The organism is Streptomyces sp. NPDC051569, assembly GCF_044454085.1.
GTDB lineage: Bacteria > Actinomycetota > Actinomycetes > Streptomycetales > Streptomycetaceae > Streptomyces.
The window spans coordinates 591,992-617,599 of the sequence record NZ_JBITDJ010000001.1; the positions used below are offsets into that span (position 1 = coordinate 591,992).

General features: G+C 71.7%; 20 protein-coding genes. 17 read left to right on the top strand and 3 right to left on the bottom strand.

What is annotated here, in order from left to right; all coding sequences use genetic code 11:
- The first annotated feature begins 105 nt into the window (after positions 1–105).
- From recG to mutM, 8 genes are all read left to right on the top strand, one after another.
- Positions 106–2,307: an ATP-dependent DNA helicase RecG gene (gene recG, locus ACIBAE_RS02535; RefSeq protein WP_399281904.1), complete on the top strand. Its 2,202-nt coding sequence runs from the start codon at positions 106–108 to the stop codon at positions 2,305–2,307.
- A 237-nt stretch (positions 2,308–2,544) separates the two neighbouring features.
- A complete protein-coding gene (gene rsmD / locus ACIBAE_RS02540) occupies positions 2,545–3,129 on the top strand; it encodes a 16S rRNA (guanine(966)-N(2))-methyltransferase RsmD (protein WP_399281905.1) in 585 nt (194 codons plus the stop codon).
- Positions 3,130–3,155: 26 nt separating this feature from the next.
- On the top strand, positions 3,156–3,644 hold the full coding sequence (gene coaD, locus ACIBAE_RS02545; protein WP_399282002.1) for a pantetheine-phosphate adenylyltransferase: 489 nt from the start codon (positions 3,156–3,158) through the stop codon (positions 3,642–3,644).
- Between the two features lie 90 nt (positions 3,645–3,734).
- A complete protein-coding gene (locus ACIBAE_RS02550; RefSeq protein ID WP_399281906.1) occupies positions 3,735–4,886 on the top strand; it encodes a cell division initiation protein in 1,152 nt (383 codons plus the stop codon).
- Between the two features lie 176 nt (positions 4,887–5,062).
- Positions 5,063–5,698 carry a YceD family protein gene (locus tag ACIBAE_RS02555; protein WP_399282003.1) on the top strand — a complete coding sequence of 212 codons (636 nt, stop codon included), beginning with the start codon at positions 5,063–5,065 and terminating at the stop codon, positions 5,696–5,698.
- 2 nt (positions 5,699–5,700) lie between these two features.
- Positions 5,701–5,874 (top strand): 50S ribosomal protein L32, encoded by a 174-nt coding sequence (gene rpmF / locus ACIBAE_RS02560; protein WP_003965982.1) that lies wholly within the window; start codon positions 5,701–5,703, stop codon positions 5,872–5,874.
- A 19-nt stretch (positions 5,875–5,893) separates the two neighbouring features.
- The gene (gene rnc, locus ACIBAE_RS02565) at positions 5,894–6,772 is read left to right on the top strand and encodes a ribonuclease III (protein ID WP_399281907.1); all 879 of its coding nucleotides are present in this window, start codon (positions 5,894–5,896) and stop codon (positions 6,770–6,772) included.
- A gap of 136 nt (positions 6,773–6,908) precedes the next feature.
- A complete protein-coding gene (mutM, locus tag ACIBAE_RS02570; protein WP_399281908.1) occupies positions 6,909–7,763 on the top strand; it encodes a bifunctional DNA-formamidopyrimidine glycosylase/DNA-(apurinic or apyrimidinic site) lyase in 855 nt (284 codons plus the stop codon).
- 27 nt (positions 7,764–7,790) lie between these two features.
- Here the strand turns inward: mutM and ACIBAE_RS02575 are convergent, their stop codons facing one another.
- Positions 7,791–8,693, bottom strand: a complete 903-nt coding sequence (locus tag ACIBAE_RS02575) for a CAP domain-containing protein (protein ID WP_399281909.1) — start codon at positions 8,691–8,693, stop codon at positions 7,791–7,793.
- A gap of 134 nt (positions 8,694–8,827) precedes the next feature.
- Between ACIBAE_RS02575 and ACIBAE_RS02580 the strand changes: the two genes are divergently transcribed.
- The 4 genes from ACIBAE_RS02580 to ACIBAE_RS02595 all read left to right on the top strand — a co-directional run bounded on the left by ACIBAE_RS02580 (position 8,828) and on the right by ACIBAE_RS02595 (position 15,299).
- Positions 8,828–9,109 carry an acylphosphatase gene (locus ACIBAE_RS02580; RefSeq protein WP_399281910.1) on the top strand — a complete coding sequence of 94 codons (282 nt, stop codon included), beginning with the start codon at positions 8,828–8,830 and terminating at the stop codon, positions 9,107–9,109.
- A 390-nt stretch (positions 9,110–9,499) separates the two neighbouring features.
- On the top strand, positions 9,500–9,718 hold the full coding sequence (locus tag ACIBAE_RS02585) for a hypothetical protein (RefSeq protein WP_399281911.1): 219 nt from the start codon (positions 9,500–9,502) through the stop codon (positions 9,716–9,718).
- 230 nt (positions 9,719–9,948) lie between these two features.
- Positions 9,949–13,794 carry an AAA family ATPase gene (locus ACIBAE_RS02590; protein ID WP_399281913.1) on the top strand — a complete coding sequence of 1,282 codons (3,846 nt, stop codon included), beginning with the start codon at positions 9,949–9,951 and terminating at the stop codon, positions 13,792–13,794.
- Between the two features lie 65 nt (positions 13,795–13,859).
- The gene (locus ACIBAE_RS02595; RefSeq protein WP_399281914.1) at positions 13,860–15,299 is read left to right on the top strand and encodes a sugar porter family MFS transporter; all 1,440 of its coding nucleotides are present in this window, start codon (positions 13,860–13,862) and stop codon (positions 15,297–15,299) included.
- Positions 15,300–15,357: 58 nt separating this feature from the next.
- Here ACIBAE_RS02595 and ACIBAE_RS02600 read toward each other — a convergent pair whose 3' ends face one another.
- Positions 15,358–16,848, bottom strand: a complete 1,491-nt coding sequence (locus ACIBAE_RS02600; protein ID WP_399281915.1) for a purine-cytosine permease family protein — start codon at positions 16,846–16,848, stop codon at positions 15,358–15,360.
- A 198-nt stretch (positions 16,849–17,046) separates the two neighbouring features.
- On the opposite strand from ACIBAE_RS02600, the gene ftsY reads away from it, so the two are divergent.
- Complete coding sequence (ftsY, locus tag ACIBAE_RS02605; RefSeq protein WP_399281916.1) at positions 17,047–18,273, top strand: signal recognition particle-docking protein FtsY; 1,227 nt, start codon at positions 17,047–17,049, stop codon at positions 18,271–18,273.
- Positions 18,274–18,400: 127 nt separating this feature from the next.
- Here ftsY and ACIBAE_RS02610 read toward each other — a convergent pair whose 3' ends face one another.
- The gene (locus ACIBAE_RS02610; protein WP_399281917.1) at positions 18,401–19,057 is read right to left on the bottom strand and encodes a bifunctional DNA primase/polymerase; all 657 of its coding nucleotides are present in this window, start codon (positions 19,055–19,057) and stop codon (positions 18,401–18,403) included.
- Positions 19,058–19,481: 424 nt separating this feature from the next.
- Between ACIBAE_RS02610 and ACIBAE_RS02615 the strand changes: the two genes are divergently transcribed.
- From ACIBAE_RS02615 to ACIBAE_RS02630, 4 genes are all read left to right on the top strand, one after another.
- The gene (locus tag ACIBAE_RS02615; RefSeq protein WP_399281918.1) at positions 19,482–20,960 is read left to right on the top strand and encodes a hypothetical protein; all 1,479 of its coding nucleotides are present in this window, start codon (positions 19,482–19,484) and stop codon (positions 20,958–20,960) included.
- Positions 20,961–21,386: 426 nt separating this feature from the next.
- Positions 21,387–22,667, top strand: coding sequence for an ammonium transporter (locus ACIBAE_RS02620; protein WP_399281919.1), 1,281 nt, complete (start codon positions 21,387–21,389; stop codon positions 22,665–22,667).
- Positions 22,664–23,002 (top strand): P-II family nitrogen regulator, encoded by a 339-nt coding sequence (locus ACIBAE_RS02625; protein ID WP_384184609.1) that lies wholly within the window; start codon positions 22,664–22,666, stop codon positions 23,000–23,002. Before ACIBAE_RS02620 ends, ACIBAE_RS02625 begins: the two co-directional genes overlap by 4 nt.
- 35 nt (positions 23,003–23,037) lie before the next feature.
- Positions 23,038–25,473 carry a [protein-PII] uridylyltransferase gene (locus ACIBAE_RS02630; protein WP_399281920.1) on the top strand — a complete coding sequence of 812 codons (2,436 nt, stop codon included), beginning with the start codon at positions 23,038–23,040 and terminating at the stop codon, positions 25,471–25,473.
- The last annotated feature ends 135 nt before the right edge of the window (positions 25,474–25,608 follow it).

The following is a 25,608-nucleotide window of genomic DNA, read 5'->3' on the forward strand; positions in this document are numbered from 1 at the left end:
CGAGCCGGCCGGGCATCCGGGCAGCCGGGCAGCGGCCCGCGCCGCACGGCCCCCGACCCGCTGGAACCCGAGGGTGCGCGACGGCTGTCAGTGCCGTGGTGTGCAATGGATTCCGTGTCCGCGCTGGATGAACCCCTCAAGAAGACGCTCGGCCCCGCCACCGCGAAGGTGATGGCCGAACACCTCGACCTGCACACGGTCGGCGACCTGCTGCACCACTACCCCCGGCGGTACGAGGAGCGCGGCCAGCTGACCAAGCTGGCCGACCTGCCGCTGGACGAGGACGTCACCGTGGTCGCCCAGGTCGCCGACTCCCGGGTGCTGAAGTTCAACAACGGCCGGGGCCAGCGCCTGGAGATCACCCTCACCGACGGCAGCGGCCGGCTCCAGCTGGTCTTCTTCGGCAGGGGAATCCACAAGCCGCAGCACGACCTGCCGCCGGGCAGCCGCGGGATGTTCGCCGGCAAGGTGTCCGTCTTCAACCACAAGCTCCAGCTCGCCCACCCCACGTACGTCCCGCTGGGCGCGGCCACCGGCGACGCCGCCGACGCCACCGCGGAGGCGGCGGACACCTTCGCGGGCAAGCTGATCCCGATCTATCCGGCCTGCAAGGGGCTGGAGTCCTGGAAGATCACCAAGGCGGTCGACGCGGTCCTGCCCAGGGCCGCCGAAGCCGTCGACCCGCTGCCGCCCGCCCTGCGCGAGGGACGCGGCTTCGCCTCGCTGCCCGAGGCGCTGCTCAAGGTCCACCGGCCCGAGAGCCGGGCGGACATCGAGGGTGCCCGGCAACGTCTCAAGTGGGACGAGGCGTTCGTCCTCCAGGTCGCGCTCGCCCGGCGGCGGCACGCGGACGCGCAGCTCCCCGCCGTGGCCCGGAAACCGGTGCCGGACGGATTGCTCGACGCCTTCGACGCCGAGCTGCCGTTCACCCTCACCGACGGCCAGCGGAAGGTCACCGGCGAGATCTTCGCGGACCTCGCCACCGAACACCCCATGCACCGGCTGCTCCAGGGCGAGGTCGGCTCCGGGAAGACCCTCGTCGCGCTGCGGGCGATGCTCACCGTCGTCGACGCGGGCGGCCAGGCCGCCATGCTGGCGCCCACCGAGGTCCTCGCCCAGCAGCACCACCGCTCGATCACCGAGATGATGGGCGAGCTGGCCCGGGGCGGGATGCTGGGCGGCGCCGAACACGGCACCAAGGTCGTCCTGCTCACCGGCTCCATGGGCGCGGCGGCACGCCGCCGGGCGCTGCTCGACCTCGTCACCGGCGAGGCCGGGATCGTGATCGGTACGCACGCCCTGATCGAGGACAAGGTGCGGTTCCACGACCTGGGCCTGGTCGTCGTGGACGAGCAGCACCGCTTCGGCGTGGAGCAGCGCGACGCCCTGCGCTCCAAGGGCAAGCAGCCACCGCACCTGCTGGTCATGACGGCCACGCCCATTCCCCGCACCGTCGCGATGACCGTCTTCGGCGATCTGGAGACCTCCGTCCTGGACCAGCTCCCGGCCGGCCGCTCACCCATCGCCAGCCACGTCGTCCCGGCCCAGGACAAGCCGCACTTCCTCGCCCGCGCCTGGGAGCGGGTGCGCGAGGAGGTCGGCAAGGGCCATCAGGCGTACGTCGTCTGCCCGCGCATCGGTGACGACGAGGACGACCCGAAGAAGAAGGCAGCCGCCGAGGAGGCGGACAAGCGCCCGCCGCTCGCCGTCCTGGACATCGCCGCCCAGCTGGCCCGGGGACCGCTGGCCGGGCTGCGCGTCGAGGTCCTGCACGGCCGGATGCCACCCGACGACAAGGACGCCGTGATGCGGCGCTTCGCCTCGGGCGAGGTCGACGTCCTCGTCGCGACCACGGTCATCGAGGTCGGTGTGAACGTGCCCAACGCCACCGCGATGGTGATCATGGACGCGGACCGGTTCGGCGTCTCCCAGCTCCACCAGCTGCGCGGCCGGGTCGGCCGGGGGTCCGCCCCCGGTCTCTGCCTGCTGGTCACCGACATGCCGGAGGCGGCCCCCGCCCGGGCCAGGCTCGGCGCGGTCGCCGCCACCCTCGACGGCTTCGAGCTCTCCCGCATCGACCTCGAACAGCGCCGTGAGGGCGATGTCCTCGGCCAGGCCCAGTCCGGTGTCCGGTCCTCGCTGCGGATGCTCGCGGTCATCGAGGACGAGGAGATCATCGCGGCGGCCCGCGAGGAGGCCGTCGTGGTCGTCACCGAGGACCCGGAGCTGGCGGGACACCCGGAGCTGCGCACGGCACTGGACGCGCTGCTGGACGCGGAACGCGAGCAGTACCTCGAAAAGGGCTGAAAAAGGCTGACAAGGCTGAAAGGACTGACGAGGCTGTTGAGGGCTGCGAAGAGCTGAGAAGGGGTGGCAGGGGCCGGTGCCGCGCGGCCCCGTCGCGATGACCGCGCGCCCCCCGTCGCGATGCCCGTGCGCTCGCGGCCCCGCCGCGGTGGTACCCGTCGGGCCCGGGCCGGGGGAGGGCCATATCGTGGGGGGAGTAATCCGTCGTCCCACCACGAACCCGAGGACCCGACACCCATGACCCGCGTGATCGCCGGTGCCGCCGGCGGACGCCGTCTCGCCGTACCGCCCGGCACCGGTACCCGCCCCACCTCCGACCGGGCGCGCGAGGGACTCTTCTCCAGCTGGGAGTGGCTCCTCGGCACCCTCGACGGAATCCGCGTCGCCGACCTGTACGCGGGATCCGGCGCGGTCGGCCTGGAGGCCCTGTCGCGCGGCGCCTCGCACGCCCTCCTCGTCGAGGCGGACAGCCGTGCCGTCCGCACGGTGCGCGAGAACGTCCGCACCCTGGGACTGCCCGGTGCCGAGGTCCGGGCCGGCAAGGCCGAGCAGATCGTGACGGGTCCGGCCCCGGACGCTCCGTACGACCTGGTGTTCCTCGACCCCCCGTACGCCGTCACCGATGACGATCTTCGGGAGATCCTCCTCACACTCCGGACCAAAGGGTGGCTCACGGGCGATGCCGTCGCCACCGTGGAACGCAGCACCAGAGGCGGGGAATTCGGCTGGCCGGAAGGATTCGAGCCACTGCGCTCCCGTCGCTACGGCGAGGGGACGCTTTGGTACGGTCGCGCCGCCTCTACGTGCGAAGACGCACCATGACCGGACCGGAGAGCGAGGGAAATCAGTTGCGCCGCGCCGTCTGTCCGGGGTCCTTCGACCCCATCACCAATGGACATCTCGACATCATCGCCCGCGCCTCCAAGCTGTACGACGTCGTACATGTCGCGGTGATGATCAACCAGTCCAAACAGGGACTGTTCTCGATCGAGGAACGGATCGAGCTGATCCGCGAGGTCACCGGCGACTTCGGCAATGTCGAGGTGGAGTCCTTCCACGGCCTCCTGGTCGACTTCTGCAAGCAGCGCGACATCCCGGCCATCGTGAAGGGCCTGCGCGCCGTCAGCGACTTCGACTACGAACTCCAGATGGCCCAGATGAACAACGGGCTCTCGGGTGTGGAGACCCTGTTCGTCCCCACCAACCCCACGTACAGCTTCCTCTCCTCCTCCCTGGTCAAAGAGGTCGCCACCTGGGGCGGAGACGTCTCCCACCTGCTGCCCCCGGCCGTCCACGCGGCCGTCGTGGAGCGCATCGGCCGGCCCCGAGGGGTTTGACGGGCAGTCACCCGGTGTCCGAGGGGCCCGAACTGGCCGTACAGTCGTTGCGTCCGTCTCCCAACCAGCTGAGAGAGTGGCGAGCACACGGTGGACGTGCAGAAGAAGCTCGACGAGATCGTCGACACGGTGGGCAGTGCCCGCTCCATGCCCATGTCGGCGTCCTGCGTGGTGAACCGCGCCGAGCTGCTCGCGATGCTCGAAGAGGTACGGGACGCCCTCCCGGGCTCGCTGGCCCAGGCCCAGGAGCTGATCGGCGGGCGGGAGCAGCTCGCCGAGCAGGCCCGCCAGGAGGCCGAGCGCATCATCGAGGGAGCGCACGCGCAGCGCTCCACGCTGATCTCGGACACCGCGATCGCCCGCAGGTCGCAGGAGGAGGCCGACCGGATCCTCGCCGAGGCCCGCAGGGACGCCGAGGAGATCCGCGCCGAGGCGGACGACTACGTCGACTCCAAACTCGCCAACTTCGAGGTCGTCCTCACGAAGACCATCGGCTCCGTCGACCGCGGCCGCGACAAGCTCCTGGGCCGCGCCCCCGGCCCCGACGAGCAGGGCTACCACCCCGACGAGGACGACGCTCCCGAATACAGCGCCGACCCCGAGACCCTGATCCGGCGGGCGGACGACTACGTCGACGCCAAGATCGGCGCCTTCGAGGCGGTCCTCACCAAGACGCTCGAAGCGGTCGGCCGCGGCCGACAGAAGCTGCACGGCAGGACCGCCTCGGACGAGCTCGGGGCGCACATGGCGGCCCAGGACGCGGCGGGCCCGCAGGGGCGCACCAGCGACGCCGACTTCCTGGCGGACCTGGCCGGGACCCCGCGCGAGGCGCCGGAGGCTCCCGTACCGGCCCAGCAGCCCCGTATCCCGGCGCAGGCGCAGGCGCAGGAGCCGTACGTCGACCCCGCCTATCCGGCCACCCAGGCCGGTTACCAGGAGACGGGGTACGCCGGGACCGGCTACCGGGACCCCGGGTACGCCACCGAGACCGGCTACCCGGGATACCAGCAGCAGGACGCGTACGGCTACCAGCAGGACCCGTACGCGTACCAGCAGCAGGACTATCCGGCCCAGGACCAGGGGTACGACCAGAACTACGGCTGGCAGCAGCCCGAGGCCCAGCCGCAGCAGCACGCACTGCCCCCGGCCGCCGGGCAGCAGAGCGCCCTCGACGAGACCAGCCTCTTCGACACCAGCATGATCGACCTCGAACAGCTGCGCCGGTACGAGCAGGGCCGCTGAGCGGACTCCCGGCCCGGAAGGGCCGCCGGGAGGAGCCGGGAAGGACCGGATTGGGCCTATGGCGGCCCGTCCAGTACTCTGGCTCTTCGGTCGCGTGTATGTCCGCGGCCCCGGCTGCCCGCTTCGCTTTCCGCGACGGTGGCGGCCCCCCTCACGATCCGAAAGCGGGAAAAGCCCTGAACGCGCGCCTCGACCATCGCAACCCCCTCGTGTTCGACACACACGAGCTGGGGCGGCGTCCGGGCGCCCTCCGGAAGCTGACCCGCTCGGTGCCCGCCCCCAAGGATTTCGGGATCGCGGACGTCATCGGAACGCCCGAGGGCGCGCCCGTGGAGCTGGCCCTCCGCCTCGAATCGGTCATGGACGGAGTGCTCGTTACGGGTACCGCCCGTGCGACGGTCGAGGGGGAGTGCGTAAGGTGTCTGGAGCCGCTGAGCCAAGAGGTGAACGCGGACTTCCAGGAGATGTTCTCGTACCACGACGCCGATGACCGGGGCCGCCCTCGCGCGGAGCCGGCCGACGACGCCGAGGACGAGGACACACTCTTCATCGAGGACGGCTTGTTCGACCTCGACCCCGTGCTGCGTGATGCGGTGGTGCTCGCACTGCCGATGCAGCCGGTGTGCCGGGAGACCTGTGCCGGTCTGTGTTCCGAATGCGGGATCAGGCTGGACGAGAACCCGGACCACCACCATGACGCCCTCGACATCCGTTGGGCGGCACTGCAGGGACTCGCCGAGACCGTCAAGGACGGCGAGAAGGACAACATGGGCGGCGCCGAAGCGGGCGTCGACGAGAAGCAGGAGAAGTAGCCGTGGCTGTTCCGAAGCGGAAGATGTCGCGCAGCAACACGCGCCACCGCCGGTCGCAGTGGAAGGCTGCGGTCCCCACCCTGGTTTCGTGTGAGCGTTGCCAGGAGCCGAAGCTGCAGCACATCGCGTGCCCGAGCTGCGGCACCTATAACAAGCGCCAGGTCCTCGAGGTCTGAGCGGCTGGTGAGAGGCTCCATGTCTGAACTGTCCAACGCTAAGAAGCAGACAGACAACGTCAGCACAGCCTCGTCCCACACGCTTCTGGAAGGGCGGCTCGGCTATCAGCTCGAGTCCGCCCTTCTGGTGCGTGCGCTGACCCATCGTTCGTTCGCGTACGAGAACGGCGGTCTGCCCACCAACGAGCGGCTCGAATTCCTCGGGGATTCGGTGCTCGGCCTGGTGGTCACGGACACGCTGTACCGCACCCACCCCGACCTGCCTGAAGGCCAGCTGGCCAAATTGCGGGCCGCGGTGGTCAACTCGCGTGCGCTTGCGGAAGTGGGCCGCGGCCTCGAACTCGGCTCCTTCATCCGGCTCGGCCGGGGCGAAGAGGGCACGGGAGGCCGGGACAAGGCGTCCATTCTCGCCGACACCCTTGAAGCGGTGATCGGCGCTGTCTATCTCGACCAGGGCCTCGACGTGGCGGCCGAGCTGGTACACCGGCTCTTCGACCCGCTCATCGAGAAGTCCTCCAACCTCGGCGCCGGCCTGGACTGGAAGACCAGTCTCCAGGAACTCACCGCGGCGGAGAGTCTCGGCGTGCCCGAGTATCTCGTCACGGAGACCGGCCCGGACCACGAGAAAACCTTCACCGCTGCCGCCCGCGTCGGTGGTGTCTCGTACGGCACCGGCACCGGCCGCAGCAAGAAGGAAGCGGAGCAGCAGGCGGCGGAGTCCGCATGGCGGTCCATCCGGACCGCCGCGGACGAACGGCTCGCGGCGGCCAGTACCGTCGTGGTCGTCGAAGGGATCGCCGACACTCCTGCGGCCCCCACGGAGCCGGACTCGACGAGCCCGGCACCCGCGGAGCCGGCTCCGGCGGGATCCGCTCCGGCGGACACGGCCGGCGCCTGACCGTCCGTGCTTTCCTTCCTGGTACGCCCCTCACACCGACACCCGGCGTGAGGGGCGTCCCGCGTTCCCGACGCGTCGCCCCGAGCGACCACGCGTCGCCACGCGTCGCCACGAGTCGTCCTGAGGAGTCCCGCCCGTGCCCGAGCTGCCCGAGGTCGAAGTCGTCCGGCGTGGACTCGAACGCTGGGTGAGCGGCCGCACCATCGCCGAGACCGACGTGCTGCATCCGCGCTCGGTACGGCGCCATCTCGCCGGCGGTGACGATTTCGCCGCCCGCCTGAAGGGCCACACCATCGGGACCGCCCGCCGGCGCGGCAAGTACCTCTGGCTGCCGCTCGCCGACACGGACGCGTCGATCCTGGGCCACCTCGGGATGAGCGGCCAGCTGCTCGTCCAGCCGGAAACGGCGCCCGACGAGAAGCACCTGCGCATCCGGATCCGCTTCGCCGACGCCCTCGGCACCGAGCTGCGCTTCGTCGACCAGCGCACCTTCGGCGGACTCTCGCTGCACGACAACACTCCCGACGGGTTGCCGGACGTCATCGCGCACATCGCCCGGGATCCGCTCGACCCCGCCTTCGACGAGGCCGCCTTCCACACCGCGCTGCGGCTGCGCCGTACGACGGTCAAGCGCGCGCTGCTCGACCAGTCCCTGATCAGCGGGGTCGGCAACATCTACGCGGACGAGGCGCTCTGGCGCAGCAAGCTTCATTACGAACGGCCCACCGCGACCCTCGCCCGGCCGCGCTCGGTCGAGCTGCTCGGTCATGTGCGGGACGTGATGAACGCGGCCCTCGCCGTCGGAGGGACCAGCTTCGACAGCCTGTACGTCAACGTGAACGGCCAGTCCGGCTACTTCGACCGGTCGCTGGACGCGTACGGACGCGAGGGCGAGCCGTGCCGCCGTTGCGGCACCCCGATGCGCCGCCGCCCGTGGATGAACCGCTCCAGCTACTTCTGCCCGCACTGCCAGCGGCCGCCGCGCGCGTAGGTCCTGTCCGGCGGCCCCAGGCCGGGGTCAGAAGCCGAAGTCCTGCGTCCACCAGGGGCCGCCGGAGCCGGTGCGCACTCCCACGCCGATCCGGGTGTAGTCGCAGTTCAGGATGTTCGCGCGGTGGCCCTCGCTGTTCATCCAGGCGTCCATCACCGCCTGGGCGGTCGCCTGCCCCCGGGCTATGTTCTCGCCGCCCAGATTCTTGACGCCCGCCTTGTCGGCGCGGTCCCAGGGGGTCTTCCCGTCGGGGTCCGTGTGGTCGAAGAAGCCGCGCTCCGCCATGTCGTCGCTGAAGTTCTGCGCGAGCGCGCCCAGACCGGAGTCGGCGCGCAGCGGGCCGCAGCCCACCCTGGCCCGCTCCTTGTTGACCAGGGTCAGCACGGCCGACTCGGCCGCGTTCGGCCCCGCCGGGGCGGCCGGCGCCTCGGGCGCCGAAACGGCGCGGTCCGTCGTCTGCCCGGGCGCGGGGGCCTGGCTGGACGGGCTCTCGCTCTTCGGCGGCTCCGGCGGGGCGGTCGACGGCTTCGACTCCGGCGAAGGAGTGGCCGAGGGCTTCGCCGGGGCGGGCGACGACGGCTTCACCGGAGCCGGCGTCCAGCCGGTGCCCGTACTCGGGGACACCGGGGTCCCGGTGCTCGGGGCGGCGGCGGAGCCACCCTGCTGCTGCGGCTGGGGCATGCCGTCGGCGCGGACCTGACCGCCGTTGGTGGCGCCGGAGCCGATGGTGAGCTGACTGCCGCCGGGCAGCAGACCCGAGGCCACCGCGACAGCGCCGACGGCCATGGCCGCCGAGGCACCGAGCAGTCCGGTACGGACGGGAACGGCGATCCGCCCCTTGCGCCGCCTACCGCCCCGGTGCCGGCCCGCCGCGCCGTCCGCGGAATCGTCAGCGGGCGGTACATCGGCGGAGCGTCGATGGCGTCCCATCTGCTGTGCCTTCCTCATACTCTCGACAGCAACGCGCCTCACTCGTATGAGTGAGGCTCATTGCGACCGGACTGTACGGCATCACGTGTGGGGCCGCCCGGCCGAGCAAGCAATTGGCCGGTTAGTTTGCGTTCATGAAAGAAGACGTACGACTCACGGTATGGGTACGCGGCCGAGTACAGGGAGTGGGATTCCGCTGGTTCACCAGGGCGAACGCACTGGAGATCGGTGCTCTCACCGGATTCGCGCTCAATCTCGACGACGGCAGGGTGCAGGTCGTCGCGGAGGGGCCGCGTGAGAATTGCCACCGTCTGCTGGAGTGGCTGCGCTCCGGCGACACACCCGGACGCGTCGACGGCATCACTGAGATCTGGGACACCCCGAGGGGTGGATACGCGACCTTCGCGATCCGCTGAGCCGTCCATCTTTCACCAGTCTCCGACAGGCTCGGAGAGGCCGCCGGAATGCCACGGGCACATGCCCACTTCCGCGATGACCTGGTGGTTGCCAAGAACGGCCAGGCGTGTCAGGCTGCGCGGTTAACGAAGATCTCCACGTCCTCAGGGCCCTGTGCGAGAGGCGGCGCCGCGCGATTCGCGGCGGTGCGCCCCCGGGCCGCCCGTCGCCGCGGGCTGTGATCGTGTTGACCGTCAAACTTTTTGGTGAGAGTCTGGAAGCCCCGCGCACCTTAGCTGTTTGGCAGTAAGAACAGCAGTTGAACAAGGGCTGCCAGGCATCGCGGGTGCGATTTCCCTCACGACCCACACCGCATTCGGTCGGTCACTCAATGTGGAGGACCATCCATCATGGCAAAGGCGCTTCTCGGTTATGTCGGCGGTTCCGACCCGCGACTCCTCGCCGAGATGCGACGGCTTCAGCAGCGCGTCCAGGACCTCGAATCCGAGCTTGTACGGATCCAGTCCGAGAACGACGCGCTGAACGCTGCCGTCGCACAGCACCCCGGAGAGTCGCTGCTCGACGGCATCGACATGGACGTACATCACGCGGAGCCCGCGCTCACCTGATGACAGCCCCGTCCGGGGACAGGTGAGAGACACTTTCGCGAAAAAGCAGCAGGATATGCAAGGGACGCTTCGGCGTCCCTTCTTTCTTTTCTGCTCCGGATCACGGAGCCCCTCTGCGGTGCCCCACGCGTGGTTGGCGGTGGTGACGTCCTGCTTAACGTCTGATGTGCCCTGCGGGTTCCGCGGTGAAACCGCCGGGGGACCAGGAGGGCCGGGTAGAGTCCGGCGGCGTGCATCTCAAGGCCATGACCCTGCGCGGTTTCAAATCCTTCGCCTCCGCCACGACCCTGCGTTTCGAGCCCGGTATCACCTGTGTCGTGGGACCCAATGGCTCCGGTAAGTCCAATGTCGTGGACGCGCTCTCCTGGGTCATGGGAGAGCAGGGGGCGAAATCACTGCGCGGCGGAAAAATGGAAGATGTGATCTTCGCCGGTACGACCGGGCGCCCGCCGCTCGGCCGCGCGGAGGTCTCTCTCACGATCGACAACTCCGACGGCGCGCTGCCCATCGACTACGCCGAAGTCACCATGACCCGGATCATGTTCCGCAACGGCGGCAGCGAATACCAGCTCAACGGCGATACCTGCCGGCTTCTCGATATCCAGGAGCTGCTCTCCGACTCCGGTATCGGCCGGGAGATGCATGTCATCGTCGGGCAGGGCCGGCTCGACTCCGTACTCCACGCGGATCCGATGGGGCGAAGAGCCTTCATCGAGGAAGCGGCAGGAGTTCTGAAACACCGCAAGCGGAAAGAGAAGGCGCTGCGGAAACTGGACGCCATGCGGGCCAATCTCGCCCGCGTCCAGGACCTCACCGACGAATTGCGCCGCCAGCTCAAGCCGCTCGGACGCCAGGCCGCCGTCGCCCGGCGGGCCGCCGCCATCCAGGCCGACCTGCGCGACGCGCGGCTGCGGCTGCTCGCCGACGATCTGGTGCTGCTACGTGAGGCGCTGCGTGCGGAGATCGCCGACGAGGCCGAGCTCAAGCAGCGCAAGGAGACCGCCGGGAGCCGCCTCCAGGCCGCCACGGCACGCGAGTCCGAGCTGGAGGAGGAGGTGCGGCAGCTGGCGCCGCACCTGGGGCGGGTCCAGCGGACCTGGTACGAGCTGTCGCAGCTGGCCGAGCGGGTACGCGGCACGATCTCGCTGGCCGACGCGCGGGTCACGAGCGCGACGGCCGCCCCGGCGGAGGAGCGGCGCGGCCGTGACTCCGAGGACCCCGAGGCCATGGAACGCGAGGCGGCCCGGATCCGGGAGCAGGAGGCGGAGCTGGCGGCGGCCCTGGAGGCGGCCGAGCACGCGCTGGAGGACACCGTCGCGCACCGCGCCGAGCTGGAGCGCGAGCTGACCGCCGAGGAACGGCGGCTCAAGGACGCCGCCCGCGCGATCGCGGACCGCCGCGAGGGCCTGGCCAGGCTGACCGGCCAGGCCAACGCGGCCCGGGGCCGGGCCGCCTCGGCCCAGGCGGAGATCGGCCGCCTCGCCGCCGCACGCGACGAAGCGGGAGAGCGCGCGGCCGCCGCGCGGGAGGAGTACGAGCAGCTCAGGGCCGAGGTCGAAGGAGCGGACGCGGACGACCACGCACTCGCCGAGCGGTACGCGAGCGCCCGGGACGCGCTGTCCGGCGCGGAGAGCTCCCTGACGGCGGCGCGCGAAGCCGTCACCACGGCGGAACGCGAACGCGCGGCTCTCACCGCCCGGCGTGACGCCCTCGCCCTGGGACTGCGGCGCAAGGACGGGACCGGCGCGCTGCTCGCCGCCCGGGACCGCCTCACCGGCCTCCTCGGCCCGGCCGCCGGACTCCTCACCGTCACCCCCGGCTACGAGATCCCCGTGGCGGCCGCGCTCGGAGCCGCCGCCGACGCGGTCGCCGTCGCCGACCCCGCGACGGCGGCGGCCGCCATCCGCCTGCTCCGCGAACAGGACGCGGGCCGAGCGGCCCTGCTGGTCGCCTGGCCGGGGACACCACCGGGCGCGGGCGCCGTTCCCGGCCAGGCGACGGACCCCCTGCCCGGGGAGGGAGAACGCGCCTCCGGCCGGCCGCGCCCGGCCGCCGTCGTGCTGCCTGGTCAGGTCGAAACGCGGGGCGTGGCGACGCGCGGTGCGGAAAGCCGGGGCGTGGCGACGCGCGGTGCGGAAAGCGGGGGCGCGGCGACGCCCGATCGGGGCCGTACGGGACCTGGCAGGGTCCCCGAACCCGGTGACGGGGGGTCCGGCCCGGCGCCCGGGCCGGGTGGCCGGGCCGTCGTCGTCGACGGTTCCGCGCCGTACGTCGTCAGTCTCCTCCGGGGACCCGACGCGGTCATGGGAGCCGTACGGCGGCTCGTGCGGGACATGGTGGTCGTGGCGACGCTCACGGACGCCGAGCGGCTGCTCGCCGGGCAGCCCGCGCTGACCGCCGTCACCGCCGACGGCGATGTCCTCGGGACGCACTTCGCGCAGGGCGGCTCCGCCGGAGCGCCGAGTCTGCTGGAGGTGCGGGCCTCCGTCGACCAGGCGGCCGCCGAGCTGGCCGAGCTGGCCGTACGGTGCGAGGAGCTGGCCGAGGCACAGCACCGGGCCAGCGGGCGGCGGGCCGAGGCCGCCGCGCTCGTGGAGGAGCTGGGGGAGCGGCGCCGGGCCGCCGACCGGGCGAAGTCCGCCGTCTCCGGGCAGCTGGGGCGGCTCGCCGGGCAGACCCGGGGCGCCGAGGGCGAGGCCGAGCGGACGGCCGCCGCCGCGGCCACGGCGCAGGACGCGGTGGAGCGCGCCACCGCCGAGGCGGAGGAACTGGCCGAGCGGCTGCTCGTCGCCCAGGAGGAAGCCGCGTTCCGGGACGGGGGCGACGAGGAGCCGGACACCTCCGTACGGGACCGGCTCGCCGCCGACGGGGCCAACGCCCGGCAGACGGAGATGGAGGCCCGGCTCCAGCTCCGTACCCATGAGGAGCGGGCGAAGGGGCTCGCGGGCCGGGCCGAGGCGCTCGACCGGAGGGCGCGCGCCGAGCGCGAGGCGCGGGCGCGCGCCGAGCAGCGGCGCGCGCGGCTGCGCCACGAGGCCCGGGTCGCCGGGGCCGTCGCGGCCGGGGCCCGGCAGCTGCTCGCGCGCGTGGAGGTGTCGGTCGTACGGGCCGAGGGCGAACACGCCGCCGCCGAGGCCGCCAAGGCCGGACATGAGCGGGAGCTGGCCGAGGAGCGGGAGAGGAGCCGCGCGCTCAAGAGCGAGCTGGACAAGCTCACCGACTCGGTGCACCGCGGCGAGGTGCTCGGCGCGGAGAAGCGGCTGCGCATCGAGCAGCTGGAGGCGAAGGCCCTGGAGGAGCTGGGCATGGAGCCGGCCGGGCTGATCGCCGAGTACGGCCCGGACCAGCCCGTACCGCCGTCGCCGCCCGCCGACGGCGAGGAACTCCCCGATGATCCCGCGCATCCGCGCCACCAGCCGAAGCCGTACGCGCGGGGCGAGCAGGAGAAGCGGCTCAGATCGGCCGAACGGGCGTATCAGCAGCTCGGCAAGGTGAATCCGCTCGCCCTGGAGGAATTCGCGGCCCTGGAGGAACGGCACACGTTCCTCTCCGAGCAGCTCGAAGACCTGAAGAAGGCCCGGGCCGACCTGCTCCAGGTGGTCAAGGAGGTCGATGTCCGGGTGGAGCAGGTCTTCACCGAGGCGTACCGGGACACGGCCCGGGAGTTCGAGGGCGTCTTCTCGCGGCTCTTTCCGGGCGGCGAGGGCCGGCTGGTCCTCACCGACCCGGACAACATGCTCACCACGGGTGTGGACGTCGAGGCCAGGCCGCCGGGCAAGAAGGTCAAGCGGCTGTCGCTGCTCTCCGGCGGCGAACGCTCGTTGACGGCCGTCGCCCTGCTGGTCTCGATCTTCAAGGCCAGGCCCAGTCCGTTCTACGTGATGGACGAGGTCGAGGCGGCGCTCGACGACACCAATCTGCAGCGGCTGATCCGCATCATGCGGGAGCTGCGGGAGAGCTCCCAGCTGATCGTCATCACGCATCAGAAGCGGACGATGGAGGTCGCGGACGCGCTCTACGGCGTCTCCATGCAGGGCGACGGCGTGTCCAAGGTCATCAGCCAGCGCCTGCGCTGACACTGCGTACATCGACTCTCCCACCCCACGCCCGGCGCCCCGGCCGGGCGGTCCCAGGAGTTCATGTGTCCAGCAGCACAGCGCAGGAGCCGCCGACCGGCCAGGAACCCCCGACCGGCGGCCGGGCGGCCCGGCCCGACCACCTCGGCCACGTCGTCTTCATCGCGGCGGCCGCCGCGATGGGAGGTTTCCTCTTCGGCTACGACAGCTCGGTGATCAACGGCGCCGTCCAGGCCATCCGGAGCCGTTACGACATCGGCTCCGCGGCCCTCGCCCAGGTCGTCGCCATCGCCCTGATCGGCAGCGCGATCGGAGCGGCCACGGCGGGCCGGATCGCCGACCGGATCGGCCGTATCCGCTGCATGCAGATCTCCTCGGTCCTCTTCACGATCAGCGCCGTCGGCTCGGCACTGCCGTTCGACATCTACGACCTGGCCATCTGGCGGATCATCGGCGGCTTCGCGATCGGGATGGCGTCGGTGATCGGCCCGGCGTACATCGCCGAGGTCTCGCCCGCCGTCTACCGGGGCCGGCTCGGGTCCTTCCAGCAGGCCGCCATCGTCATCGGCATCGCCCTCTCGCAGCTGGTGAACTACGGCATCCTCCAGCTCGCCGGCGGCGACCAGCGCGGCGACCTCGCCGGTCTGGAGGCCTGGCAGTGGATGCTCGGGGTGATGGTCGTCCCGGCGCTGACGTACGGCGCGCTGACCTTCGCGATCCCGGAGTCGCCCCGCTACCTGATCTCGGTGGGCCGGGACGACCGCGCCCGGGAGGTGCTCGCCGAGGTCGAGAACAGGAACGTCGACCTGGACGCCCGGGTCGCCGAGATCGAGCTGGCGATGCGCCGGGAGCACAAGTCCGTCTTCCGGGACCTGCTGCGGACCCGGTTCAGCTTCCTGCCCATCGTGTGGGTCGGCATCGGTCTGTCGATGTTCCAGCAGCTCGTGGGCATCAACGTGGCGTTCTACTACTCGGCGACGCTGTGGCAGTCGGTCGGCATCAACCCGTCCAGTTCGTTCCTCTATTCGTTCACGACGTCCATCGTCAACATCATCGGCACCGTGATCGCGATGCTCCTGGTGGACCGGGTCGGCCGTAAGCCGCTCGCGCTCACCGGTTCCTTCGGCATGACCGTCGCGCTCGCCTTCGAGGCGTGGGCGTTCTCCCCGAAGCTCGTGCACGGCAAGCTGCCCAGCCTCGAAGGGACCGTGGCCCTCGTCGCGGCCCATGTGTTCGTGCTCTTCTTCGCGCTCTCCTGGGGCGTCGTCGTCTGGGTCTTCCTCGGCGAGATGTTCCCGAACAAGATCCGCGCCGCCGCGCTCGGCGTCGCCGCCTCGGCACAGTGGATCGCCAACTGGGCCATCACCGCGAGCTTCCCGAGCCTGGCCGGCTGGGACCTCTCGGCCACGTACATCATCTACGCGTGCTTCGCGCTGCTCTCCATCCCGTTCGTGCTCCTGTTCGTGAAGGAGACGAAGGGGAAGACGCTCGAAGAGATGGGCTGACGTCAGGGAGGGGCACATCGGGGAGGGGCACGTCAGGGAGGGCCGCCACCACCCGGCGTCAGCTGGTGGGCTGGGTCGCGCCGTCGTCCTCGCCGGTGGCGGCGGCGCCCCTTCCCGCCGCGTTCCGGGCGGCGGCCGGCTCCGGCGCCGGCTCGCGTGGCAGCGCCGCGTACAGCCCCGCCGACACCACGATCGTGACCACCCAGCCCAGACCGTTCGCCCCGAGCCAGCTCCCGGCGAGCGGGCCGGCGAACCAGTCCACCCGGGTGAACAGCAGCCCCACCACCAGTGCCGTACCCCAGGCGGCCATCGCCGACCTGGCGAAACCGCCCCGGTACCAGTAGGCGCTGGTGCGTGTCGTGTCCATCAGTGCCGCGCCGTCGTACGTACGGCGCCGCAGCATGTCCACCCCGAAGACCCCGATCCACGCCGAGAACGCCACCGCGAGCAGCGTGAGGAAGGACACGAACGAGCCGATGAAGCTGGTGGCCACCACCATCAGCAGGAAGCCGAGGACGAGGCTGATCACCGCGTTCACGCTGACCGCCCAGGCGCGCGGCACCCTGATGCCCAGGGTCTGCGCGGTGAAGCCCGCCGAGTACATCGACATCGAGTTGATCAGCACCATGCCCACCAGGGCGATCAGCAGGTACGGCACCGAGATCCAGGTGGGCAGCAGCGTACCGATGAAGGACACCGGGTCCCGGGCGTCGGCCAGATCCGGGGTACCGACCGCCATCACCGCGCCCATCAGCACCATCGGCAGCACCACGACCCCGGCGCCGCCGACCGTCGCGCCGACCATGGCCCCGCCGGAGACGGAGCGCGGCAGGTAGCGCGTGAAATCCGGGCCGGAGGGGACCCAGCTGAGGCCCCCGGCCGCGACGGTGCCGATGCCCGCGATCATCAGCGCCGTCGACCCGGCCGGTCTGCCGAAGACGGCCGGCCAGTCGGTGGTGGAGACGAGGTGGACGAGGACGAGCACGCTGAAGGCGCCGAAGAGATAGGCCGACCACCTGCCGCACACGCGCAGCGCGTTGATGCCGAGCCCGGAGACCAGGAAGGTGCAGGCCACGAAGGTCAGCAGGGTGACGATGATCAGCGGGGTGCCGCTCCGGACGCCGAAGAGCAGGTCGAGAATGGTCAGGAGGGCATAGGCGCCGGTGACCGCGTTGATCGTCTCCCAGCCCCAGCGCGCGATCCAGATCAGCGAGCCGGGGAAGAGATTCCCGCGCTGGCCGAACACGGCCCGGGACAGTGCCATGCCGGGGGAGCCGCCGCGCTTCCCGGCCAGCGAGATCAGCCCGACGATGCCGTACGAGACGCCGGGCGCGGCGATCGCGACGATCAGGACCTGCCAGAAGTTCAGGCCGTTGAAGACGATCAGGCCGGCACCCATGGTGAGGAGCAGCACGCTGATGTTGGCCGCGACCCAGGTGGGGAAGAGTCCACGGGCGTGACCGGTGCGCTCCCCGTCGGGGACGGGCTCCAGGCCACGGGTCTCCATCGCGCCTTCGGATACGCCCGCGGAGGTGGCGGCGTGGGGCATGGGAGGGCTCCGTACAGAGGTGGGGGACTCTCAGGGACTCTCTGAGGCTCGCAAGCTCGCTGGATCCGGGGGAGTGGAGGCTGACCCGGAATCCTCACCATCGTACGTTCCGCGCAAAAGGCCCATATCGCCACGGGCTCCCTGTGCGATCCTCTACGGCCGGGGCCGGGCCCGGCCGTAGCCGATACTGGGAGCGTTATGGACATCGTCATCCTTGTTGTAGTCATCGCCCTGGTCGCGGTCGGCGCGATCAGCGGGCTCGTGGTCGGCAGCCGCAAGAAGAAGAAGCAGCTGCCGCCCACGGCACCGCCGAGTACGCCGACCATCACAGCTCCGCCCGCCGAACCACAGGTCGGCGACGAGGCTCAGCCGCCGCGCGACGAACCGCGCCGCACCGTCGAGGAGGTCGACCTCCCCGACGCCGCCGACGCCACCGGGACGCCGGTCGCCGTCGAGGACCCGGTCGTCGCCGAACCGCCGGCCCCGCGGATCGAGATCCCCGAGCCCACCGCCGGCCGGCTGATCCGGCTCCGTGCCCGCCTCGCCCGCTCCCAGAACTCGCTCGGCAAGGGGCTGCTCACGCTGCTGTCGCGTGAGCACCTGGACGAGGACACCTGGGAGGAGATCGAGGAGACCCTCCTCGTGGCCGATGTCGGCGTCGCACCGACCCAGGAACTCGTCGAGCGGCTGCGCGAGCGGGTACGGGTGCTCGGCACCCGGACGCCCGAGGAGCTGCGCGCGCTGCTGCGCGAGGAGCTCGTACACCTGCTCCACACGGACTTCGACCGCGCCGTGAAGACCGAGAGCGGCCTGGACACGCCGGCCGTCGTGATGGTCGTCGGGGTCAACGGCACCGGCAAGACCACCACCACCGGGAAGCTGGCACGGGTGCTGGTCGCGGACGGCCGGTCGGTCGTGCTGGGCGCGGCGGACACCTTCCGCGCGGCCGCCGCGGACCAGCTCCAGACCTGGGGCGAGCGGGTCGGCGCGCGCACGGTACGCGGCCCGGAGGGCGGCGACCCGGCGTCGATCGCCTTCGACGCCGTCAAGGAAGGCATCGCGGAGTCCGCGGACGTCGTCCTCATCGACACGGCGGGCCGGCTGCACACCAAGACCGGTCTCATGGACGAGCTGGGCAAGGTCAAGCGGGTCGTGGAGAAGCACGGACCGCTGGACGAGGTGCTGCTCGTCCTGGACGCCACGACCGGGCAGAACGGCCTGGTGCAGGCGCGGGTGTTCGCGGAGGTCGTGGACATCACCGGCATCGTGCTGACCAAGCTGGACGGCACCGCCAAGGGCGGCATCGTGATCGCGGTCCAGCGTGAGCTGGGCGTACCGGTGAAGCTGATCGGTCTCGGCGAGGGCCCGGACGACCTGGCGCCCTTCGAGCCCGAGGCGTTCGTCGACGCGCTGATCGGCGACTGAGCGCGTTCCTCCGTCGTTCGTCCGCGCCCGCCCCCGAGTGAACCGGGGGCGGGCGCGGACGTGTGAGGGCGCCGCGGCGGCGCTCAGCAACGGCCGCTGCTTGCCGCCGAGCCGCCGCCCACCGTCGCTACGCCGCCGCCGAGCGGTGGCAGATGTACGCCAGGGTGCCGAGCAGCAGCCTCGCCTGGGGCGGGTCGGCCGCCGTGTCCAGGGACGGCGGGCGCAGCCAGCGGACCGGGCCCAGGCCCGCCACCTCCGAGGGAGGGGCCGCGACGTGGGACCCCGGGCCCAGGCAGTGCAGGTCCAGATCGGCGTCGTCCCAGCCCATCCGGTAGAGCAGCTCCGGCAGCTCGGCCGCCGCGCCCGGGGCCACGAAGAAATGGGCGCGGCCGGCCGGGGTCGCCGTGACCGGGCCCACCGGGAGCCCCATCCGTTCGAGTCGCACCAGCGCGCGGCTGCCCGCCGGTTCCGCGACGTCGATGATGTCGAAGGCGCGGCCCACCGGCAGCAGGACGGCCGCGCCCGGCAGGCCGGACCAGGCCCGGGTGACGTCGTGGAGGGTGGCGCCGGCCGGGATCTCGCGGCCCCGGTCCAGGGGATGGGCGCCCGGTGACGCGCAGCGCGTGTCCGCGCAGGAGCACCGCCCGCCCGTGGCCCGCGTGCCGGGCACGACGTCCCAGCCCCACAGTCCGGTGTACTCGGCCACCGCGGTGCAGTCTGTGGTGCGGCCGCGGCGGCGTGCGCCGGACCGCATCTCCCGGATGCCGCCGATCGTGAAGCCCATGCCCCCTCCAACGGGTCGAACGCGCCGGTGGTTACGTATCGCGGTCTCTCTGTGACACTCCGTCGTCTCCCGGTCGATGGCTACGGCGCGAAGTGGCACCGGGGGTGGTGTGCTTCACTTCGCGCGCCCCGGCGCGCAGCGCTCCACCCACCCTGATCGTCACCTGTCAAGTGAAGCGCGCCCGGCCGGGGGTGAGTTCATTCGAAGGGGTGGCGAATGGTGGCGTTTGTGGAATCACCCTCGTGGACGGGTGATCGTAGGATTACTTTCAGTGCACGGACCTCGGGGAAAGCACACGCGTGGGTATGCCGGGGGCAACCCGATTTCCTGTTCGAAGGGGTGCGAACCCCGGACAGGGGGCCATCACTCACGGCATTCTGATAGCGGTTCGCGCGACAAGGCTTCAGCGGATGGGGGCGTTCCAGTGACCGGCAGTGGCGCAGGCGGTACGAACGGCGGCAAGCGCCCGAACGGGCAGCTCGGCTCATGGTTCATGCGCAGCGGCTGGTCCAAAGGTGAGCTGGCCCGCCAGGTCAACCGCCGGGCACGCCAGATGGGCGCGCACCACATCAGCACCGACACCTCACGGGTACGCCGCTGGCTCGACGGCGAACAGCCGCGCGAACCGATCCCGCGCATCCTCTCCGAGCTGTTCTCCGAGCGCTTCGGTGCCGTCGTCGCCATCGAGGACCTCGGGCTGCGCTCCGCGCACCAGTCGCCCGCGGTCTCCGGTGTCGACCTGCCGTGGGCCGGCCCGCAGACCGTCGCCCTGATCAGCGAGTTCTCCCGCAGCGACCTGATGCTCGCGCGGCGCGGCTTCCTCGGCTCCTCGCTCTCGCTGGCCGCGGGACCCGCCCTCGTCGAGCCCATGCAGCGCTGGCTGGTGCCCGCCGCGCCGGGCGAGCGGGAGCGGCCCGACCCGGCCGCCGCCCCCACGAACCGCCCCTCGCGGCTCTCCACGGCGGAACTGGACCTGCTGGAGTCGACGACCGCGATGTTCCGGCAGTGGGACGCCCAGTGCGGCGGTGGCCTGCGCCGCAAGGCGGTCGTCGGCCAGCTGCACGAGGTCACCGACCTGCTGCAGGAGCCGCAGCCCGAGGCCACCTCCCGGCGGCTGTTCCGGTGCGCCGCCGAACTGGCGGAGCTGGCCGGCTGGATGAGTTACGACGTCGGCCTGCAGCCCAACGCCCAGAAGTGCTTCGTCCTCGCGCTGCACGCCGCCAAGGAGGCCGGGGACAAGCCGCTCGGCTCGTACATCCTGTCCTCCATGAGCCGTCAGATGATCCATCTGGGCCGGCCCGAGGACGCGCTCGAACTCATCCACCTCGCGCAGTACGGCAGCCGCGACTGCGCCACCCCCCGGACCCAGGCGATGCTGTATGCGATGGAGGCCCGCGCGTACGCCAATATGGGCCAGCCGAGCAAGTGCAAGCGGGCCGTCCGGATGGCCGAGGACACCTTCTCCGACGCCGGGCTCGACGGCGGGCCCGAGCCCGACTGGATCCGCTTCTTCTCCGAGGCCGAACTCAACGGCGAGAACGCCCACTCCTACCGCGACCTGGCCTACGTCGCGGGCCGCAGCCCCACCTACGCCTCCCTCGCCGAACCCGTGATGCTGCGCGCCGTGGAGCTCTTCGAGAAGGACGACGTGCACCAGCGGTCGTACGCGCTGAACCTGGTCGGTATGGCCACCGTCCACCTCCTCAAGAAGGAGCCCGAGCAGTCCGCCGTCCTGGCCCAGCAGGCCCTGAAGGTGGCCCGCCGGGTTCGCTCCGAGCGGGTCAACACCCGGCTCCGCAAGACCGTCGACACCGCTGCCAGGGAATTCGGCGGCATCCCCGAGGTCGCGGATCTCACCGACCTGCTCACCACCCAGCTGCCCGAGTCCGTGGAGGCCGTCTGAGCGGCGGACGCACCCGCGGACCGCTCGTACACAGCGGACCGCTCAGGCCCGCCCGCTCCGCCCCGCCAGAGCCCCGGCCGCGGCAGTCGCCCCGTAAAGCCCGACACGGCTCCCCCGCCGCGAGGTCAGCTGGGCGGCGCCGCGGCCGGTTTCCGACCCCCGGGGAGGGGGTCCACGGCCGCCGGCCCGGATCCGCCGGTTCATCACGCCGTAACACGCTGGATGCCTTCGTCACTGCCGTGAAACATCGAGCGGCACTGGCCGAAACGGCGCTGCGCCAACCTCCTCAGACAGTCGGCCCATAACCTGCTGGGGCCTGTGCGACACCTGGCGCGGTCCGCCCCCTGGGCGGAGTCGGGCGGAATGTGCCGGACAGGCCCTGGAGCATCCGCACGGGCCGTTCCCATCCACGAGGAGACGCTGGCCTTGAATGGCGCAGATACCGCATTCGTACTGATCAGTGCCGCGCTCGTCATGCTGATGACGCCCGGCCTGGCATTCTTCTACGGCGGCATGGTGCGGGTGAAGAGCGCCCTCAACATGCTCATGATGTCCCTGATCTCGCTCGGAATCGTCAGCGTGCTGTGGGTGCTCTACGGATACTCACTGACCTTCGGTGACGACCTCGGCGGCGGTCTCCTGGGCAACTTCGACCACGTCGGCTTCCGGGGCATCACCGCCGAAACGCTCACCGGCAAGGGCGGCATCCCGGTCTTCGCCTTCGCCCTCTTCCAGCTGATGTTCGCCGTCCTGACCCCCGCGCTGATGAGCGGGGCGCTCGCGGACCGGGTGAAGTTCACCGGCTGGGCGCTCTACATCACGCTCTGGGTCTCGCTGGTCTACTTCCCGATCGCGCACTGGGTCTGGGGCGCCGACGGCTGGCTCCACAAGCTCGGCGTGATCGACTTCGCCGGTGGTACGGCGGTCCACATCAACGCCGGTATCGGCGGGCTCGCCGCGGTCCTGGTCGTCGGTAAGCGCATCGGATTCAAGAAGGACCCGATGCGGCCGCACAACCTGCCGCTCGTCGTCCTCGGCGCCGGTCTGCTCTGGTTCGGCTGGTTCGGCTTCAACGCCGGCTCCGAGCTGGCCGCCGACGGCACCGCCGCCCTCATGGCCTTCAACACGCAGATCGCCACCGCGGCCGCCATCATCGGCTGGCTCGCCTACGAGCGGATCCGGCACGGCGCGTTCACCACGCTGGGCGCCGCCTCCGGCGCCGTCGCGGGCCTCGTCGCCATCACCCCGTCGGGCGCCAACGTCAACCCCTGGGGCGCCCTGCTCATCGGCGTCGTCGCCGGAGCCCTCTGCTCCTGGGCCGTCAGCCTCAAGTACAAGCTCGGCTACGACGACTCCCTCGACGTCGTCGGCGTCCACCTCGTCGGCGGTGTGATCGGCACCCTGCTCGTGGGCGTCCTCGCGATCGACGGCGCCGGCGGTGCCTCGCAGCTCGGCAAGCAGGCCGTCGGTGCGTTCTCGGTGATGGCCTACTCCTTCGTGGTCTCCTGGATCCTCGCCAAGATCGTCCAGAAGACCATCGGATTCCGTGCCTCCGAGGACGACGAGACCAGCGGTCTGGACAGCGCCTACCACGCGGAGACCGCATACGACTACAGCGCGGTCGGGGGTACGCCGGTGGGCCGTAGTAGCCTGCCCGCCGACCAGAACCCGACCAACGCCGCGAAGAACAAGAAGGTGGACGCATGAAGCTCATCACCGCAGTCGTGAAGCCCCACCGGCTGGACGAGATCAAGGAGGCCCTGCAGGCCTTCGGCGTCCAGGGGCTCACGGTCACGGAGGCCAGCGGGTACGGCCGCCAGCGCGGCCACACCGAGGTCTACCGGGGTGCTGAGTACACCGTCGACCTCGTACCGAAGATCCGCATAGAGGTGCTGGTCGAGGACGCCGACGCCGAAGAGTTGATCGACGTCGTGGTGAAGGCCGCCCGCACCGGCAAGATCGGTGACGGAAAGGTATGGAGCGTGCCGGTCGACACGGCGGTCCGGGTACGGACCGGCGAGCGCGGCCCGGACGCCCTCTGAGAGACAGGAACACCTGGGTGACGAGCCTCGAAGACATGACCGACCAGGCAGACTCGGGACCCAGCGGCTATGCGGCGGCCCGGCTGCGCCTTCTCCAGGAGAAGGCGCAGCCAGGGCCGCCGCGCCGTACCGCCCTCGCCCGGCTGACCGACGACTGGCTGAACGCGCTGTTCACCACCGCGGCCCGGGAGGCCGGGGTGAGCGGAGCGGCCCTCGTCGCCGTCGGCGGTTACGGACGCGGAGAGCTGTCCCCGCGCAGCGACCTCGATCTGCTCCTCCTGCACGACGGCACCGCCGGCGCCCCCGCGATCGCCCATCTCGCCGACCGCGTCTGGTACCCGGTGTGGGACCTCGGGGTCGCGCTCGACCACTCCGTCCGCACCCACGCCGAGGCACGCAAGACCGCCGCCGAGGACCTCAAGGTGCAGCTCGGTCTGCTCGACGCCCGGCACGTCGCCGGCGATCCGGCCCTGGTCAGCGGGTTGCGTACGGCGATCCTCGCCGACTGGCGCAACACCGCCGCCAAACGCCTGCCCGAACTCGACGAACTCTGCCGGGAACGCGCCGAACGCCAGGGCGAGCTGCGGTTCCTCCTCGAACCCGACCTCAAGGAGTCCAGGGGCGGACTGCGCGACGCCACCGCGCTGCGCGCCGTCGCCGCGTCCTGGCTCGCCGACGCGCCCCGCGAAGGACTCGACGACGCCCGCCGCAGGCTCCTCGACGCGCGCGACGCCCTGCACCTGACGACCGGACGCGCCACCGACCGGCTCGCCCTCCAGGAACAGGACCCCGTCGCCGCGGAACTCGGCCTCCTCGACGCCGACGCACTGCTGCGCCAGGTGTACGAGGCGGCCCGCACGGTCTCCTACGCCTCCGACGTCACCTGGCGCGAGGTCAACCGGGTGCTGCGCGCCCGGTCCGTACGCCCCCGGCTGCGCGCCATGCTCGGCGGCAAGCCCGCCCCCGACCGCAGCCCGCTCGCCGAAGGCGTCGTCGAACAGGACGGCGAAGTCGTCCTCGCGCGCACCGCGCGCCCCGAACGCGACCTCGTACTCCCCCTGCGCGCGGCGGCCGCCGCCGCCCAGGCGGGCCTGCCCATCTCGCTGCACGCCGTCCGCCGTCTCGCCGCCGCGTCCAAACCGCTGCCGGTTCCCTGGCCCGCCGAGGCCCGTGACGAGCTCATCACCCTGCTCGGCGCGGGCGAATCGACCGTGCCGGTCTGGGAGGCCCTGGAGAACGAGGGGCTGATCACCCGGCTGCTGCCGGACTGGGAGCGCGTGCGCTGCCGGCCGCAGCGCAATCCCGTCCACACCTGGACCGTCGACCGCCACCTCGTGGAAACCGCCGTCCAGGCGTCCTCGCTGACCCGCCGCGTCGGCCGCCCCGACCTGCTGCTCGTCTGCGCGCTGCTGCACGACATCGGCAAGGGCTGGCCCGGCGACCACTCCGTGGCCGGTGAGGTCATCGCCCGCGACGTCGCCTCCCGGATGGGCTTCGACCACGACGACATGGACGTCATCGCCACCGTCGTCCGCCACCACCTGCTGCTCGTCGACACCGCGACCCGGCGTGACCTCGACGACCCCGCGACCGTCAGCTCGGTCGCCACCAGGATCGGCTCGCTCGCCACTCTGGAACTGCTGCACGCCCTCACCGAGGCCGATGCCCTCGCCACGGGTCCTGCCGCCTGGTCGTCCTGGCGGGCCTCGCTCGTCGCCGACCTCGTCACCCGGGTCGCCGCCGTCCTCGCGGGCGACGGCCCCGCCGACCCCGACCCCGCCGCACCCAGCGCCGAACAGGAACGCCTGGCCGTCGAGGCGCTGCGCACCGGCGGCCCCGTGCTCGCCCTGCACACCCAGAGCGAGCCCCCGCAGGAGGACACCGAACCCGAACCCGAGCCGGTCGGCGTCGAACTGCTCATCGCCCTGCCCGACCAGCCGGGCGTGCTGCCGGCCGCCGCCGGGGTGCTCGCCCTGCACCGGCTCACCGTCCGCGCCGCCGACCTGCGCGCCGTCGAGCTGCCCTCGGAACTGGGCGGGACCCGCGAGGTCCTGCTGCTCAGCTGGCGGGTGGCCGCCGCGTACGGCTCGCTGCCGCAGGCCGTGCGCCTGCGCGCCGATCTCGTACGGGCCCTGGACGGCTCGCTCGACATCCCGGCCAGGCTCGCCGAACGCGAGGCCGCGTACCCGCGCCGCCGTGGCGTCCAGGCCCCGCCGCCCCGGGTGACCGTGGCGGCCACCGCCTCCCAGCACGCGACGGTGATCGAGGTCCGCGCCCAGGACGCACCGGGACTGCTGCACCGGATCGGCCGCGCCCTGGACGAGGCGGCGGTACGGGTACGCAGCGCGCACGTCTCCACGCTGGGCGCCAACGCCGTCGACGCCTTCTACGTGACGTCCGAGGACGGCAAGCCGCTGTCCGCGACGGCCGCCGCCGAGCTGGCGCGGGTCGTCGAGAGCGCGCTGCGCTGAGCCTGACGGGACACCGGCCGTACGGGAGCAATCCTCCCCGCTGCGGCCGGTGCCACCCGCAGGGCAGACCCCACCGCACGCGGCCGGATACCCTGGGGAACGGTCTGTCCCTCACCGTGCGGGACAGCCCCCACG